Below are 14893 nucleotides of genomic sequence, written 5' to 3'. Positions count from 1 at the left end.
CGATTTTTGTCGCTTGCGCGCGCCATTTGGGACAGGTCACTGGCAGCGCATGCTCAAAATGCCAGTAAGGTTCCATGGCATCCTGCGTGGCGGCTCCGGTCGGGTGTAGTGCGGGCAATCCAGCAGACCATCCGTGAAGGAATCTTCCTCCGCGGAATCCGCATGCCCTAAAGCTCCGGGCAGCAGTCGCGTAACCGCATCGATCAGGACCATCGCCGGCAGCTCGCCACCGGACAGCACATAGTCGCCAATCGACCACTCCTCATCGACATGCGCTTCAATAAAACGCTCGTCGATGCCTTCATAACGACCGGCAATCAGGATCAATGCATCCTCATTCGCCAATTCGCGTACCGCCGACTGAGTCAGTTGACGGCCTTGGGGCGACAGGTAGATCACCTTCGCACCCTCCCCGGCGGCCTGCCTGGCCTGAACCAGAGCATCTTCCAGGGGCTTGATCTTCATCACCATGCCCGGACCACCGCCAAATGGGCGATCGTCCACAGTGTGGTGTCGATCCGTGGTGTAGTCTCGCGGATTCCAACAGGTCAGCTGCAACAGCCCCTGTTTCACCGCGCGGCTGGTTATGCCGTAATCGCTGATGGCGGAAAACATCTCGGGAAACAGACTGATCACTTCTACGCGCAAGTTAGCCACGCTTAGAAATCCGCGTCCCAATCCACCTTCATCTCGCCCGCTGCCAGGTCGACGGCCAACACGCATTGCTCGGTATAGGGCAACAGGCGTTCGCGATCATCCAGGCTGCCAGCGCAAGGCTTGACCACCATTACATCGTTCGAGCCGGTCTCCAGCAGGTGATCGATCTTCCCGAACAGTTGTCCGTGAGTGTCGATGACCTTGAGACCTTGCAGCTGGTACCAGTAGTACTCGCCGTCGGTCAGTTCAGGGAACAGGTTGCGCGGCACGCAGATCTCATAACCGGCCAGAAGACGCGCTTCTTCACGATCATCGAGACCCTTGAGCTTTGCGACCAGGAATTTTTCATTCCCGCGTCCGCTGACCAGCTCAACCTGTTTCACGCTACCTTCGCGCTTGAGCGTCCAGGTTTTGTAATCCAACAGGTTTTTAATCGGATCAGTAAAGGAATAAACCTTCACTTCGCCGCGAACGCCGTGAACAGAGTAGATTTTGCCGATAACGATCAAATCATCAGCAGAAGCAGGCGTCGCGTTCATAGGGTTCAGGCTGCAGCCTTAGCCGATTCCTTCAACAGCTGAGCAACGCGCTCAGACGGTTGTGCACCAACGCTCAGCCAGTAGGCTACGCGCTCTTGGTTCACGGACAGACGGACTTCTTGACCACGAGCGATCGGGTTGAAGAAGCCAACTTGTTCCTTGTGCGAACCGTCGCGTGGGTTGCGGCTGTCGGTCACGGTCAAGTGGTAAAACGGGCGCTTTTTGGAGCCGCCAAGGGCAAGACGGATTGTTAGCATGTGAACATCGTTCCTGTAGTCGGTGCTGCAAATCTAAATGCACAGCGGGCATGGGTGCCCGAAAGGCCGCATATTCTAAGGAATATCCGGACTTTTGCAAATGACTTTTTCCGGCGCCTGCCGGCTGCCACTCAGATTTGCCATGGAGCCGTCGCGAGCGACAGCGGGTGAGCGCACCCCGACCGGGGGCTTGCTCAAGGTTCCACGTCCCCGTGGAAAAGCGCCGGCATGGCTGCCGGCGCGGATTCTTCAGATCTTCGGCATGCCGCCGCCGGGCATCATGCCGCCCAGGCCGCGCATCATTTTCGCCATTCCGCCCTTGGCGGAGAACTTCTTCATCATCTTCTGCATCTGCTTGTGCTGCTTGATCAAGCGACCGATGTCCTGCACCTGGGTGCCGGAGCCCATGGCGATCCGACGCTTGCGCGAACCGCTGATCAGCTCAGGGTCGCGGCGCTCGGCCGGGGTCATGGAGTTGATGATGGCTTCCATCTGCTTGAACTGCTTCTCGGCCGCGCCCTGGGCGTTGCCCATCTGCGCCAGGTTCACGCCGCCGATATTCGGCAGCTTGTCCATCAGGCCGCCGAGGCCGCCCATGTTCTTCATCTGTTGCAGCTGGTCGCGGAAGTCTTCGAGGTCGAAGCCTTTGCCTTTTTTCAGCTTCTTGGCCAGCTTGTCGGCCTTTTCCTTGTCGAGGGTCTGTTCGGCCTGCTCGATCAGGCTGAGCACGTCGCCCATGCCAAGGATGCGCGAAGCGATACGCTCAGGGTGGAACGGCTCGAGCGCTTCGGTCTTCTCGCCCATACCGATGAACTTGATCGGTTTGCCGGTAATCGCACGAACCGACAGCGCGGCACCGCCACGGGCATCGCCGTCGACCTTGGTCAGGACCACACCGGTCAGCGGCAGCGCATCGCCAAAGGCCTTGGCCGTGTTGGCGGCGTCCTGGCCGGTCATGGCGTCGACCACGAACAGGGTTTCCACCGGTTTGACCGCCGCATGCAGCGCCTGGATCTCTTGCATCATGTCGGCGTCGACGTGCAGACGACCGGCGGTGTCGACGATGACCACGTCGATGTACTTGAGTCGGGCTTCTTTAATAGCCGCTTCGGCGATCGCGACCGGCTTCTGGCTCAGGTCGGACGGGAAGAAGGTCACGCCAATGTCATTGGCCAGGGTTTCGAGCTGCTTGATCGCCGCCGGACGATAAACGTCGGCGGACACCACCATCACGCTCTTCTTCTTGCGCTCTTTAAGGAAGCGCGCGAGCTTGCCGGCGGTGGTGGTCTTACCGGCGCCCTGCAAACCGGCCATCAGCACGACGGCAGGCGGCACGGCGCTCAGGTTCAGGTCTTCGTTAGCCGCACCCATCAGGCTTTCGAGTTCGGCCTGGACGATCTTCACGAAGGCCTGGCCCGGGGTCAGGCTGCGCGACACTTCAGTGCCGACCGCACGTTCCTTCACCGAGTTGACGAAATCCTTGACCACCGGCAGGGCGACGTCGGCTTCGAGCAACGCCATGCGCACTTCGCGCAGGGTGTCTTTGATGTTGTCCTCGGTCAGCTTGGCCTTGCCGGTGACATGGCGCAGCGTCTGCGAGAGACGGTCGGTTAGGTTTTCAAACATGCGCGATCCTTTCAGGCCCTGGGTAGACCGAGGTAATGGCGGCCCGGGCCCTATATATAGAGGTGCTCGGTGGGCAGGTCGCGGATTATAGCGAAGACTGCACGCGACGCACAGCCGCCGTCTGGTGTCGCGGTCTTTCGTGTGGTGGCGGTTCTATGCCAAACTCAACGACTTTCGGGCTTGCCTAACAGGATTTATGCTCCCCTTGTCACCCAGCTTGCTAACGACCCTCGCCGCCGCTCTTTTATATGCCGCTGCGACTTTCTACCAAGGCTCTCGCCTGGCCAAAGCCGCCAAGACGAACAAGCGCCTGCTGGTCTCGCTCGGCATCCTTGCCCTGCTCGCCCATGGCGCCAGCCTCCTGGCCCACCTGATGACGCCTGTCGGCCTGGGTCTGGACTTCTTCAGCGCCGCCAGCCTGATCGCCGCCGCGGTGATTGCCCTGACCCTGCTGGCCTGCGCGCGCATTCCGGTGGAAAACCTGCTGGTGCTGCTGTTTCCGCTGGGGGCGCTGACCGTGCTGCTGGCGCAGTTCGTGCCCACCGGCACGGTGCCGGTGATCGACGAAGAACCGGGCATCCTGGCGCATATCCTGCTGTCGATCCTCGCCTACGGCATGTTCACCATCGCCGTGTTCCAGGCCCTGTTGCTGCTGGTGCAGGACCACCAGCTCAAGCACAAGCACCCGTCCGGGCTGATCAAGAATTTCCCGCCGCTGCAGACCATGGAAAGCCTGCTGTTCGGTTTCCTCTGGGCCGGCTGGACCCTGCTGTCGCTGTCGCTGATTTCCGGCTGGCTGTTCGTCGAGAACCTGTTCGCCCAGCACCTGGTGCACAAGACCCTGCTGGCCTGCCTGGCCTGGGTGGTGTTCAGCGTGCTGCTGTGGGGCCGCAACCGCCTCGGCTGGCGCGGGCACAAGGCGATTCGCTGGACCCTGGCCGGCTTCTGCCTGCTGATGCTGGCGTATTTCGGCAGCAAGCTGGTCCGTGAATACATCCTGCATATCTGACGAGCGGCGATAATGGACAATCTGCCCGCAGAGCCGATGCTCGTGGTCCTGGCCCTGCTGGTGCTGTGGTCGGGGCTGTTCACCGCCATCGAAGCCGCCCAGCAACACCTGCTGACCCTGCGCACCGCCACGCGCTCCGGCGACAAGCCGGTGGCGCGCCTGAGCTTCCCCCGTGACAGCCTGATCCTGTGCAACACCCTGAGCCGGGTGCTGGCAGTCATCATCGGCACCCTGCTGGCACTCGCGCAGTGGGCGGAAAACGGCCCCTGGCTGGCCTGCCTGATCGCCACCAGCGTGTTGCTGGTGCTCGCCGACTACCTCCCGCGCACCCTGGCTACCCGCTACCCGGACGCCATTCTCAGCCTGGGCAATACCCTGCTGGGCGTGCCGCTGAAGATCCTCTACCCCGCGGCCTGGCTGCTGGACAGCATCAGCCAGTTGCTGCTGCGCCCCTTCAGCCGCAAGACCGGCGCCGTCAAGCAGAGCGAAGACGAGCAGGCGGTCGATCCGGACGACGACGAAGAACATATCAACTGCCGCCCGCACCCGGTGTCGGGCATCCACGCCCTGGACAACATCACCGTCAACGACATCCTGGTACCGCGCAGCGAAGTCGACGGGATCAACCTGGACGACCCCATCGCCGAAATCATCGAGCAACTGCGCCTGTCCAAGCGCACTCGCCTGCCGGTGTTCCACAGCGATATCAACCAGGTCGAGGCGGTCCTCAACACCCGCCAGATCCGCCACCTGCTGCCGGACGCCAGCCTGACCAAGGAAGCACTTCTCGCGGCCTGCCACGAACCTTACTTCGTCCCGGAAAGCACCCCGCTGCAGCTGCAGCTGCTGAACTTCCACAAGCAGCAGCGCCGCCTGGGCATGGTGGTGGACGAATACGGCGAAGTGCTGGGCATCGTCACCCTGGAAGACATCCTCGAAGAAATCGTCGGCGAGTTCGAAAGCGAGCACAGCCTCGACAACCCGCATATCCACCCCCTGGCCGACGGACGCTACGTGATCGAAGGCGCCGCCTCGATCCGCGAACTGAACAAGAGCCTGGGCTGGCACCTGCCCAGTGACGGCCCGAAAACCCTCAACGGCCTGGTCACCGAAGCCCTGGAGACCATTCCCGACAGCGCCGTCTGCCTGAAGATCGGCCGCTACCGCCTGGAAATCCTCGAAACCGAGGACAACCGGGTCAGCCGCGTGCTGATCTGGCACACCAAGCCGGGCGCCAGCCCAGCGCCGTAGCTTGTAGCCGCTGCCGAGCCCGCGAGGCTGCGATCGAGCGCAAAGCGCTCGCAAACCCTGCATCCGCATTCCGCCAGCCCCACCTCATGGGCAGGTTTTGCGACGGCTGCGCCGCCGATCGCAGCCTCGCGGGCTCGGCAGCGGCTACAGGGCTACGGGCCACGAGATACAAGTCCTGCTTGTTGAGTCGTTAGGGGCCTTCCTATAATCGTTTCGCTTACCCAAGCCCCGCAGAACCCGCGTGCTATCCGCACCCAGCGGCTTCCGCCCCGCCCCACCCGCTTCTGTCCGGTGCCCGCTCCCACCCCGAGCCGTGCCCGCGCCAAACCCACATCCCTGGGTGCTCGACCATAATAATTCGCTCCCATGGAGCACATGACTGTCAGGGATAACCGCATGACGACCAGCACCGCTTACAGCACTTCCACGCCTGCCCAGCCGGCCAATTCCGCCAGCCGCGTGGCCACCGCCAGCTTTATCGGCACCGCCATCGAGTTCTACGATTTCTACGTGTACGCCACCGCCGCCGCGCTGGTGATCGGCCCGGTGTTCTTCCCGCAGAGCTCCGGCACCGCCCAGATGCTCTCGGCCTTCCTGACCTTCGGCATCGCCTTCCTCGCCCGGCCCCTGGGCTCGGCGCTGTTCGGCCACTTCGGCGACCGGATCGGCCGCAAATCGACCCTGGTGGCTTCACTGCTGCTGATGGGTGTGTGCACCACCCTGATCGGCGTGCTGCCCGGTTATGACAGCATCGGCGCCTGGGCCCCGATCCTGCTGTGCCTGTTGCGCTTCGGCCAGGGCCTGGGACTGGGCGGCGAATGGGGCGGCGCCGTGCTGCTGGCCACCGAAAACGCGCCAGCGGGCAAACGCGCCTGGTTCGGCATGTTCCCGCAACTGGGGCCGTCGATCGGCTTCCTCGCCGCCAACGGCCTGTTCCTGACCCTGGCCATGAGCCTGAGCGACGAACAGTTCCGCGCCTGGGGCTGGCGGATTCCGTTCCTGCTCAGCGCCGCGCTGGTGCTGGTGGGCCTCTATGTACGCCTGAAGCTGCACGAAACCCCGGTGTTCGCCAACGCCATCGCCCGCCAGGAGCGGGTCAGGATGCCGCTGGTCGAACTGTTCAGCCAGTACTGGCAACCGGTGCTGCTGGGCGCCGCGGCGATGGTGGTGTGCTATGCGCTGTTTTACATCTCGACGGTGTTTTCCCTGAGCTACGGCGTCGCCACCCTGGGCTACAGCCGCGAGACCTTCCTCGGCCTGCTGTGCTTCGCGGTGCTGTTCATGGCCGCGGCCACGCCGCTGTCGGCCTGGGCCAGCGACCGTTATGGGCGCAAGCCGGTGCTGATCGTCGGTGGCCTGCTGGCGATACTTTCCGGCTTCACCATGGAACCGCTGCTGACCCAGGGCTCGACCGCAGGCGTGGCGCTGTTCCTGTGCATCGAGCTGTTTCTGATGGGGGTGACGTTCGCACCAATGGGCGCCCTGCTGCCAGAACTGTTCCCGACCCACGTGCGTTACACCGGCGCGTCGGCGGCCTATAACCTGGGCGGCATCGTCGGCGCCTCAGCGGCGCCCTTCTTCGCCCAGAAGCTGGTGGCGATGGGGGGATTGAGCTGGGTGGGCGGCTATGTGTCGGCGGCAGCGGTGCTCAGCCTGATCGCCGTGCTGTGCCTGAAGGAAACGCGTAACAACGACCTGAATCGGATCGGCTGACGGGACGTCATCGCGGGCAAGTCGGATCGCCGCCCGCTCGCTCCTGCCAGGTTGTACTGACCTGTAGGAGCAAGGCTGCTTGCCCACGATGCTTTTTATAGCTCTACAACCACCGCCTGGGAAGCACGGGTCGCCTTGGCCCGGGCGGCCTCGATCGACTCGTCGCGCGCCAGGGCCACGCCCATGCGGCGCTGGCCGTTGACTTCAGGCTTGCCGAACAGGCGCAGGGCCGTGTCCGGCTCGCTCAGGGCCGCACCCAGGTTGGCGAACGCGGTCTGGGTCGACTTGCCTTCCACCAGGATCACCGCCGAAGCCGATGGCCCGAACTGACGGATCAACGGCACCGGCAGGCCGAGAATCGCCCGCGCGTGCAGGGCGAACTGCGACAGGTCCTGGGAAATCAGGGTCACCAGGCCGGTGTCGTGAGGACGCGGCGACACTTCGCTGAACCAGACCTGGTCGCCCTTGATGAACAGTTCGACGCCGAACAGACCGCGACCGCCCAGGGCCTCGGTCACGGCCTTGGCCACGCGCTCGGACTCGGCCAGGGCTTTCGGGCTCATGGCCTGGGGCTGCCAGGATTCCTGGTAGTCGCCCTTCTCCTGACGATGGCCGACCGGCGCGCAGAAGGTGGTGCCGCCAACGTGGCGTACGGTCAGCAGGGTGATTTCGTAATCGAAATCGATGAAACCTTCGATGATCACCCGGCCCTTGCCGGCGCGGCCGCCTTCCTGGGCGTAGTCCCAGGCTTTCTGCACATCGTCGACGCTGCGCAGCAGGCTCTGACCCTTGCCCGAGGAACTCATCACCGGCTTGACCACGCACGGGAAGCCCAGGTCTTCCACGGCCTTGCGGTAGTCTTCGAAGGTATCGGCGAAGTGGTAAGGCGAAGTCGGCAGGTCCAGCTCTTCGGCGGCCAGGCGACGGATGCCTTCGCGGTTCATGGTCAACTGGGCGGCACGGGCGGTCGGGATCACGGTGAAACCTTCGGACTCCAGCTCCACCAGGGTCGCGGTGGCGATGGCTTCGATCTCCGGCACGATGAAGTGCGGCTTCTCCGCCTCGATCACCGCCCGCAGCGCGGCGCCGTCGAGCATGTTGATCACATGGCTGCGATGGGCGACCTGCATGGCCGGCGCGTTGGCGTAGCGATCCACGGCAATCACTTCAACGCCCAGGCGTTGCAGCTCGATCACCACCTCCTTGCCCAATTCACCACAGCCACACAGCAAAACGCGGGTCGCGGTCGGCGACAGTGGAGTTCCGATACGAGTCATCTGAAGGTCCTCAAAAGGAGCGGATCATCGCGGGTCGCGCCAGGCGGCCCATGGGGAAGAAAGCGCGGCATTTTACATGAACCGCGCGCTTTGGCCTCAGCTCGCGCACGCCGCCTTGCGCAAGCGCCAGGCCATGGCCAGCCAGACCACGGTGACGCCGGCGAACTTCGAGCCCAGCGCGGTGAGGATCACCCCGGGTGTCAGGGCGTCGATCAGGCCGAAGAAGATAAAGGTATCCAGGGGAATGCTCAGCGCCGAACTTATCCACAGGCGGTCGTGCAGCGGGCGCTTGGTGATGCTGAACACCAGCCAGTCGATGCATTCGGAAACCGCGAATGCCGTGGCGCTGGCCAGGGCGATGGCCGGGTCGGAGGTCACGTAGGACAGCACCAGCGCCGCCAGCATGGCGACGATCGCGCCATGGCCGAAGCGGATCTGCACCATGTCGCGCAGGATGAACACCAGCCCGCCCCAGGCCGACCAGATGATGTCCAGGTGCGGCGCCGTGGAAAAGGCGTAGTTGATCAGTACGACGCTGCCGATATAGGCGATCAGGAAGAGCATGGGCCGGGGAGTACCTCTGGATAAGGCAGACAGGGTACTTGAGCGGCAAAGAGCGCGCAAAACCCGGTAGTCGCGGACGGGGTAGCTGGCGAGCGCTGCGCGCTCGGTCGCAGCCTCGCGGGGCTCGGCAGCGGCTACAGGTGGAGACAGGCCGTCAGGTGGTGGATGTGCCGCCCAGCATCCACAGCAGCCCGCTGGACTTGGCCCGCTCATGACACAGCGCCAGCACCTCGCGGCGCTCGGCGTTGTCCATGCGGCTCCAGCGGGTGATCTCGTCGACCGTGCGCTGGCAACCGGTGCAGATGTCGTCATCGTCCAGCGCGCAGATGCTCACGCAGGGCGAGGAAACGGGTCTTTCGGCCGCCTTCATCATTCTTGCTCGGCCAGGTCGCGGGCGTAGCGCTGGGAATTGTGCACATAGTGCGCGGCGCTGGCTTCGAGCATTTTCTTCTGCTGCTCGGTCAGCTCGCGGACCACCTTGCCCGGCGAGCCCATCACCAGCGAACCGTCGGGAATCTCCTTGCCTTCGCCGATCAGCGAGTTGGCGCCGATGATGCAGTTCTTGCCGATCTTCGCGCCGTTGAGAATCACCGCGTTGATGCCGATCAGGCTGTAGTCGCCGACGGTGCAGCCATGCAGCATGGCGTTGTGGCCGATGGTCACGCCGGTGCCGATGGTCAACGGAAAGCCCATGTCGGTGTGCATCACGGTGCCGTCCTGCACGTTACTGTTCTTGCCGATCAGGATCAGCTCGTTGTCACCGCGCAGCACCGCGTTGAACCAGACGTTGGCCCCCTCCTCCAGCTTGACCTTGCCCACCAGCGTGGCATTGGGTGCCACCCAGCTTTGCGGATGGGTTTCGACGCGGGCATCGCCCAGGCGGTATTTCATATTCTTGTCCTCAGGGCCAGGCAGGCTCGGGTGAGCAGCAGGGTTCGGGCCATACGGGCGATGGCTTCAGATATTGATAGAGCTTTTCGGCGGTTGGTGCAGGCTGATCTTGGCGTCGTACAGCAGGTTGATCAGTTCGACGATCATGATCGCCGTCAGGCCCCAGATCTTGTACTCGCCGAAGCGGTAGCTCGGCACGTACCAGCTGCGGCCCTGATAATCGATGCGGTGGGTATGCTCGCGCGGGTCCTGGCGGAAGAACTCCAGCGGCACGCTGAACACCGCGGCGATCTCGGCGTCGTTGGCCAGGTATTCGACATAATCGGGAATCACCCCGACATAAGGCGTGACCTTGAGCCCATACAGGGAAATCACCGGGCTCAAAGGGCCGATCACTTCCACCAGCCCCGGCGGCAGGCCGATTTCCTCTTCGGCTTCGCGCAGGGCGGTGAACACCAGATCGGGGTCTTCGGGATCGCGGCGGCCGCCGGGAAAAGCCACTTCGCCGCCGTGGGTGGACAAGCCGCTGGCCCGCAGGGTCAACACCAACTCGGGCTCGTCACTGCGGGTAATGGGCACCAGCACGGCGGCCTCGGGGAAACGTCGGTCCGTCTCCAGCGTTCGCGGCGTATGGTTGCTTACCCGGTGCAGTAGCTCGTCCAGCATGAGTCTTCTCGATCTATGCGCTGCCTTGCATCATGCACCAAACAAACCGGTCGCCCAACCCCCCGATCCGCGCCATGTCGCTTAACGACAACTTGCCGACAAAGCCCCGCGCACGCCAAGATAGGCCCAGCCTTTTCGGATACCCAGCATGAAATTCTGCAGCCAGTGCGGTCACCCGGTCACCCAGCGCATTCCCGAAGGCGATTCGCGCCTGCGTTTTGTCTGCGACCACTGCCAGACCATTCATTACCAGAACCCGAACATAGTCGCCGGCTGCCTGCCCACCTGGGGCACCCAGGTGCTGCTGTGCCGGCGCGCGATCGAGCCGCGCCGGGGTTACTGGACGCTGCCGGCGGGGTTCATGGAGAACGGCGAGACCGTCGAGCAGGCGGCCATTCGCGAGACCTTCGAGGAAGCCTGCGCGCGGGTGCGCAACCTGCGCATCTATACCCTGATCGACGTTCCGCATATCAGCCAGGTGCATGTTTTCTTTCGCGCCGAGCTGGCGGACCTGGATTTCGCCGCCGGCGCGGAGAGCCTGGAAGTCCGGCTTTTCGAAGAAGCCGATATCCCCTGGGCCGAGCTGGCTTTTCGCACGGTCGGGCGTACCTTAGAATGCTTCTTCGCTGACCGGCGAAACGAGGAATACCCCGTGCGTTCCGAGTCCATTCCGCCCTTGGCTCAGCCTGCCATCACTTAAACCACACTACGTACGCGGCACCTGTGTACTTTTAGGGATATCGTTTCAATGCGCTGGTTGCTCGCCCTTTTCTGCTGCTCGGTCATTACTGTTTCCCATGCTTCCGCGGCCGATCCCCTGAACGGCAAGGTCATCGAAAAAGTCCTGGTCCTCAAGTCGGCCCATCAGTTGCAACTGATCAACGACGGCAAACCCTTCAAGACCTACCGTATTTCCCTGGGCAAACAGCCCAAGGGGCCGAAGCTCATGGAAGGCGACAAGCGCACGCCGGAAGGCCTCTACTGGCTCGACTGGCGCAAGACCAGCGAGCGTTTCAACCTGGCCATGCATATCTCCTACCCGAACATCAGCGACTCGGCGCGCTCGCGCCGCGAAGGCGTGGAACCCGGCGGCATGATCATGATCCACGGCACCCCGGACAGCGAAGACTACCCCGAGCAGTACTTCCATACCCTGGACTGGACCGACGGCTGCATCGCCATGCGCAACATCGACATGCGGGAAGTCTGGGGCCTGGTCCCGGACGGCACCCTGATCGAAATCCGCCCCTGATCCCGGCTAGAAACACCGCTTACCCCCGCCCGTTACAAAAAAAATCCCAGGCCGCGCCGGCTTCGACAGGTGAATACCAATTCACCGCCGAAGAACCGCCGCCCCTGGGATTTTCGCACTCGCGACAAGACCGCCCTAATACCACTTCAACCCACCCTCCTCATCGGCGCCCAAAAAGCGCCCGCCATCGCTCGATAACGCCCATTTTCCGGCATTGACATGGTATTTAAGTGGTATTAGTTTTTGCCGCATTACCGGGCGACAACACTCTAATAACGCATCGGAACCTCGACCCATGAATCCCATCCTGGCCCTGCGCCCCGACGACACCCAGCCGACCCCGCTGTACCTGCAACTGGCGCGCAACCTCGAAGCCGCGATCCACGCCGGCCAGTGGAAAGCCGAACAGGCCCTGCCTTCGGAACGCAACCTGAGCGAGATGCTGAGCATCTCCCGGGTGACCGCCCGCAAAGCCTTGGAAGTGCTGTTCGAACAAGGCCTGATCCGCCGCAGCCAGGGCTCCGGCACCTTTATCACGCCGCGCCTGGAACAACCGCTGTCGCGGCTGTCCGGCTTCAGCGAAATGCTTCGCCTCAAGGGTTTCGTGCCCGGCTCCCAGTGGCTGGAGCGGGAAATCACCACGCCGACCCACGAAGAACTGATCCGCCTGGGCCTGTCGCCGAACGACAAAGTCGCGCGCCTCAAGCGCCTGCGCAAAGCCGACGACACGGTGATGGCGATCGAGATGAGCACCTTGCCGGCCTCGATCATTGCCCAGCCCGATGCGGTGGGCGACTCGCTCTACGCCTACCTCGATGGCATCGGCCGCCCGGTGGTCCGCGCTCTGCAGCATATCCAGGCGATCAACGCCTCCGACGAGTTCGCCGCCCTGGTGGGCATCGCCCCCGGCACCGCCATGCTGCTGATGACCCGTATCGGCTATCTCGAAGACAACACCCCCATCGAAATCACCGACACCTACTGCCGCAACGACTACTACGACTTCGTCGCCGAGCTGCGTCGCTAAGTCGCCGACGAAGGTCCCCAGAGAGCTGCCCATGTCCGAACACAATATCCTCACCCCCCACGGCTGGATTCGCGGCCGCCTGATCCACCGGGACGGCAAGGTCGCCGGCATCGACGGCAGCCCCTGCGACCCGACGGACAACGACCTGCCCTATCTGCTGCCGGGCTTCATCGACCTGCATGTGCACGGCGGCGGCGGCAAGGACATCATGGAAGGCACCCCGGCCTTCGAGACCATCGCCCGCACCCACGTGCGCTTCGGCACCACCTCGCTGCTGGCCACCACCATGACCGCGCCGACCGCCGACATCACCCGGGTCCTGGGGGCCCTGGGCGAATACTGCGAACAGCGCCCCAGCGGCAGCGCCCGGGTACTCGGCGTGCATCTGGAAGGCCCCTACATCAACCCGGGCAAACTCGGCGCCCAGCCCAACTTCGCCCACACCGCGCTGCTGGCCGAGGTCGAGGCGTATCTGCGCCTGGCGCCGATCCGGGTGATCACCATCGCTCCGGAGATCGCCGGCCACGACGCCCTGATCCGCGCCCTCAGCGCCCGGGGCATCCGCATGCAGATCGGCCACACCCTGGGCAGTTACGAAGAAGGCGTAGCCGCGCTCGATGCCGGGGCCACCAGCTTCACCCACCTGTACAACGCCATGAGCCCGCTGCACCACCGCGAGCCAGGCATCGTCGGCGCCGCCTTGGCCCATGCCCGGTACGCGGAACTGATCCCCGACCTGCTGCACGTCCACCCCGGCGCGATGCGCGTGGCCCTGCGCTCGATCCCCTGCCTGTACTGCGTGACCGACTCCACCGCGGCCGCCGGCATGCCGGACGGCGAATACAAGCTCGGTAGCCACACCGTGACCAAATGCCTGGGCGGCGTACGCCTGCCGGACGGCACCCTGGCCGGCAGCACCCTGACCATGGACCAGGCGCTGCGCAACCTGGTGAAGATCGGCCTGCCCCTGGCCGAAGCCTCGCAACGCCTGTCGCAATTTCCCGCCGATTACCTCGGCCTGGCCGAACGTGGGCGCCTGCAAGTCGGCAGCTGGGCCGACTGCGTGTGCCTGGATCGCTCACTCACACTGACCGCCGTCATGGTCGAAGGAGAAGACATTGACTTCAAAAATGCTTGAAGAGGCGCTGTCCTCGGCCCTGGCCGTCGAAGGCCAGTTGCAGCAACTGGACCCGCCACTGATCGAAGTGGCCGGGCGCCTGAACCGCCAGCCGCCGCAAGTGGTGATGACCGTCGCCCGCGGTAGCTCCGACCATGCCGCCAGCTACTTCGCCTACCTGACCATGCAGCAACTGGGCATCCCGGTGGCTTCGCTGCCGATGTCGGTGGTGACCATGCAGCAGGCGCCGCTGCGGGTCAGCGGCCAGGCGGTGTTCGCCTTCTCCCAGTCCGGGCAGAGCCCCGACCTGGTCAACAGCGTGCGCCTGCTGCGCAAACGCGGCGCCCTGAGCGTGGCCATGGTCAACGCCCTGGACACGCCGCTGGAGGCCGCCAGTGAGTTCTGCCTGCCACTGCACGCCGGCGCCGAACGCAGCGTGGCGGCGACCAAAAGCTTTATCGCCACCCTCAGCGCCAGCGCGCGCCTGATCGCCCACTGGAAACAGGACGCGCAACTGCTGGAGGCCGGCCTCGCCCTGCCCCAAGGCCTGCGCGAGGCGGCCACCCAGGACTGGAGCCCGGCCGTCGAGGCCCTGCGCGACAGCCAGCGGCTGATGGTGATCGGCCGTGGCGCCGGTTTCGCCATCGCCCAGGAGGCGGCGCTGAAACTCAAGGAAACCTCGTCCATCCAGGCCGAAGCCTTCAGCAGCGCGGAAGTTCGCCACGGCCCGATGGCGCTGATCGGCGACAACTACCCGCTGCTGGTGTTCGCCCCACGGGGCGCCGAACAGGCCGGCCTGATCAGCCTCGCTGCCGACATGCGCCAGCGTGGCGCCCGGGTGCTGCTGGCGGCGCCGGACGATATTGCCGAACGCGACCTGACCCTGAGCCGGGCCGAACACCCGGCGCTCGACCCGATCCTGGCGATCCAGAGCTTCTACCGCATGGCCGCGAGCCTTGCCGAAGCCCGCGGCATGGACCCGGACCAGCCACGCCACCTGAGCAAAGTGACCCGCACCCACTGAGCCTTTCCTTCCACGGACGAGTA

At 64.1% G+C, this 14893-nt stretch carries 16 protein-coding genes and 1 pseudogene; 8 read left to right on the top strand and 9 right to left on the bottom strand.

The window, feature by feature from the left end; all coding sequences use genetic code 11:
- Positions 1–93: 93 nt before the first annotated feature.
- The 4 genes and pseudogenes from trmD to ffh all read right to left on the bottom strand — a co-directional run.
- Positions 94–657, bottom strand: a pseudogene (trmD, locus tag ACQKQA_RS19960) (tRNA (guanosine(37)-N1)-methyltransferase TrmD); the annotation flags it as partial.
- 2 nt (positions 658–659) lie between these two features.
- Positions 660–1196 carry a ribosome maturation factor RimM gene (rimM, locus tag ACQKQA_RS19955; protein WP_427561280.1) on the bottom strand — a complete coding sequence of 179 codons (537 nt, stop codon included), beginning with the start codon at positions 1194–1196 and terminating at the stop codon, positions 660–662.
- Between the two features lie 5 nt (positions 1197–1201).
- The gene (gene rpsP, locus ACQKQA_RS19950; RefSeq protein WP_007927680.1) at positions 1202–1453 is read right to left on the bottom strand and encodes a 30S ribosomal protein S16; all 252 of its coding nucleotides are present in this window, start codon (positions 1451–1453) and stop codon (positions 1202–1204) included.
- A gap of 249 nt (positions 1454–1702) precedes the next feature.
- Positions 1703–3079 carry a signal recognition particle protein gene (gene ffh / locus ACQKQA_RS19945; protein ID WP_045885474.1) on the bottom strand — a complete coding sequence of 459 codons (1377 nt, stop codon included), beginning with the start codon at positions 3077–3079 and terminating at the stop codon, positions 1703–1705.
- A gap of 196 nt (positions 3080–3275) precedes the next feature.
- On the opposite strand from ffh, the gene ACQKQA_RS19940 reads away from it, so the two are divergent.
- The 3 genes from ACQKQA_RS19940 (at position 3276) to ACQKQA_RS19930 (ending at position 7052) form a co-directional block, all read left to right on the top strand.
- Entirely contained in the window at positions 3276–4088 is an 813-nt protein-coding gene (locus ACQKQA_RS19940) for a cytochrome C assembly family protein (RefSeq protein ID WP_427561276.1), read from the top strand.
- Positions 4089–4100: 12 nt separating this feature from the next.
- Positions 4101–5339, top strand: a complete 1239-nt coding sequence (locus ACQKQA_RS19935; RefSeq protein ID WP_427561274.1) for a transporter associated domain-containing protein — start codon at positions 4101–4103, stop codon at positions 5337–5339.
- Between the two features lie 396 nt (positions 5340–5735).
- A complete protein-coding gene (locus ACQKQA_RS19930; protein ID WP_427561271.1) occupies positions 5736–7052 on the top strand; it encodes an MFS transporter in 1317 nt (438 codons plus the stop codon).
- A 95-nt stretch (positions 7053–7147) separates the two neighbouring features.
- Here the strand turns inward: ACQKQA_RS19930 and purT are convergent, their stop codons facing one another.
- The 5 genes from purT to ACQKQA_RS19905 form a co-directional block, all read right to left on the bottom strand.
- Positions 7148–8329 (bottom strand): formate-dependent phosphoribosylglycinamide formyltransferase, encoded by a 1182-nt coding sequence (gene purT / locus ACQKQA_RS19925; protein WP_427561268.1) that lies wholly within the window; start codon positions 8327–8329, stop codon positions 7148–7150.
- Positions 8330–8425: 96 nt separating this feature from the next.
- Positions 8426–8893 carry a VUT family protein gene (locus tag ACQKQA_RS19920; protein ID WP_427561265.1) on the bottom strand — a complete coding sequence of 156 codons (468 nt, stop codon included), beginning with the start codon at positions 8891–8893 and terminating at the stop codon, positions 8426–8428.
- A 154-nt stretch (positions 8894–9047) separates the two neighbouring features.
- Positions 9048–9263 carry a DUF1289 domain-containing protein gene (locus ACQKQA_RS19915; protein ID WP_427561285.1) on the bottom strand — a complete coding sequence of 72 codons (216 nt, stop codon included), beginning with the start codon at positions 9261–9263 and terminating at the stop codon, positions 9048–9050.
- Complete coding sequence (locus ACQKQA_RS19910) at positions 9263–9784, bottom strand: gamma carbonic anhydrase family protein (RefSeq protein WP_427561263.1); 522 nt, start codon at positions 9782–9784, stop codon at positions 9263–9265. The genes ACQKQA_RS19915 and ACQKQA_RS19910 overlap by 1 nt, the downstream gene beginning before the upstream one ends.
- 66 nt (positions 9785–9850) lie before the next feature.
- Positions 9851–10450, bottom strand: a complete 600-nt coding sequence (locus ACQKQA_RS19905) for a CoA pyrophosphatase (RefSeq protein ID WP_427561260.1) — start codon at positions 10448–10450, stop codon at positions 9851–9853.
- 148 nt (positions 10451–10598) lie between these two features.
- On the opposite strand from ACQKQA_RS19905, the gene ACQKQA_RS19900 reads away from it, so the two are divergent.
- The 5 genes from ACQKQA_RS19900 (at position 10599) to ACQKQA_RS19880 (ending at position 14870) form a co-directional block, all read left to right on the top strand.
- Positions 10599–11150, top strand: a complete 552-nt coding sequence (locus ACQKQA_RS19900; protein ID WP_427561257.1) for an NUDIX hydrolase — start codon at positions 10599–10601, stop codon at positions 11148–11150.
- 48 nt (positions 11151–11198) lie between these two features.
- A complete protein-coding gene (locus ACQKQA_RS19895; protein ID WP_427561254.1) occupies positions 11199–11702 on the top strand; it encodes a L,D-transpeptidase family protein in 504 nt (167 codons plus the stop codon).
- Positions 11703–11997: 295 nt separating this feature from the next.
- Positions 11998–12729, top strand: a complete 732-nt coding sequence (locus tag ACQKQA_RS19890; protein ID WP_427561251.1) for a GntR family transcriptional regulator — start codon at positions 11998–12000, stop codon at positions 12727–12729.
- 31 nt (positions 12730–12760) lie between these two features.
- A complete protein-coding gene (gene nagA / locus ACQKQA_RS19885) occupies positions 12761–13867 on the top strand; it encodes an N-acetylglucosamine-6-phosphate deacetylase (RefSeq protein ID WP_427561248.1) in 1107 nt (368 codons plus the stop codon).
- Positions 13848–14870 (top strand): SIS domain-containing protein, encoded by a 1023-nt coding sequence (locus ACQKQA_RS19880; RefSeq protein WP_427561245.1) that lies wholly within the window; start codon positions 13848–13850, stop codon positions 14868–14870. The genes nagA and ACQKQA_RS19880 overlap by 20 nt, the downstream gene beginning before the upstream one ends.
- The last annotated feature ends 23 nt before the right edge of the window (positions 14871–14893 follow it).

Origin of the sequence: Pseudomonas sp. NPDC089530, assembly GCF_050280705.1 — a bacterium.
GTDB lineage: Bacteria > Pseudomonadota > Gammaproteobacteria > Pseudomonadales > Pseudomonadaceae > Aquipseudomonas.
This window is presented reverse-complemented; position numbering and strand designations above follow the sequence as displayed.

Excerpts from the sequence above, each read along its gene's own strand:
- rimM (WP_427561280.1), bottom strand. The coding sequence starts at position 1,196 with ATGAACGCGACGCCTGCTTCTGCTGATGATTTGATCGTTATCGGCAAA.
- rpsP (WP_007927680.1), bottom strand. The coding sequence starts at position 1,453 with ATGCTAACAATCCGTCTTGCCCTTGGCGGCTCCAAAAAGCGCCCGTTT.
- ffh (WP_045885474.1), bottom strand. The coding sequence starts at position 3,079 with ATGTTTGAAAACCTAACCGACCGTCTCTCGCAGACGCTGCGCCATGTC.
- ACQKQA_RS19940 (WP_427561276.1), top strand. The coding sequence starts at position 3,276 with ATGCTCCCCTTGTCACCCAGCTTGCTAACGACCCTCGCCGCCGCTCTT.
- ACQKQA_RS19935 (WP_427561274.1), top strand. The coding sequence starts at position 4,101 with ATGGACAATCTGCCCGCAGAGCCGATGCTCGTGGTCCTGGCCCTGCTG.
- ACQKQA_RS19930 (WP_427561271.1), top strand. The coding sequence starts at position 5,736 with ATGACGACCAGCACCGCTTACAGCACTTCCACGCCTGCCCAGCCGGCC.
- purT (WP_427561268.1), bottom strand. The coding sequence starts at position 8,329 with ATGACTCGTATCGGAACTCCACTGTCGCCGACCGCGACCCGCGTTTTG.
- ACQKQA_RS19920 (WP_427561265.1), bottom strand. The coding sequence starts at position 8,893 with ATGCTCTTCCTGATCGCCTATATCGGCAGCGTCGTACTGATCAACTAC.
- ACQKQA_RS19915 (WP_427561285.1), bottom strand. The coding sequence starts at position 9,263 with ATGAAGGCGGCCGAAAGACCCGTTTCCTCGCCCTGCGTGAGCATCTGC.
- ACQKQA_RS19910 (WP_427561263.1), bottom strand. The coding sequence starts at position 9,784 with ATGAAATACCGCCTGGGCGATGCCCGCGTCGAAACCCATCCGCAAAGC.
- ACQKQA_RS19905 (WP_427561260.1), bottom strand. The coding sequence starts at position 10,450 with ATGCTGGACGAGCTACTGCACCGGGTAAGCAACCATACGCCGCGAACG.
- ACQKQA_RS19900 (WP_427561257.1), top strand. The coding sequence starts at position 10,599 with ATGAAATTCTGCAGCCAGTGCGGTCACCCGGTCACCCAGCGCATTCCC.
- ACQKQA_RS19895 (WP_427561254.1), top strand. The coding sequence starts at position 11,199 with ATGCGCTGGTTGCTCGCCCTTTTCTGCTGCTCGGTCATTACTGTTTCC.
- ACQKQA_RS19890 (WP_427561251.1), top strand. The coding sequence starts at position 11,998 with ATGAATCCCATCCTGGCCCTGCGCCCCGACGACACCCAGCCGACCCCG.
- nagA (WP_427561248.1), top strand. The coding sequence starts at position 12,761 with ATGTCCGAACACAATATCCTCACCCCCCACGGCTGGATTCGCGGCCGC.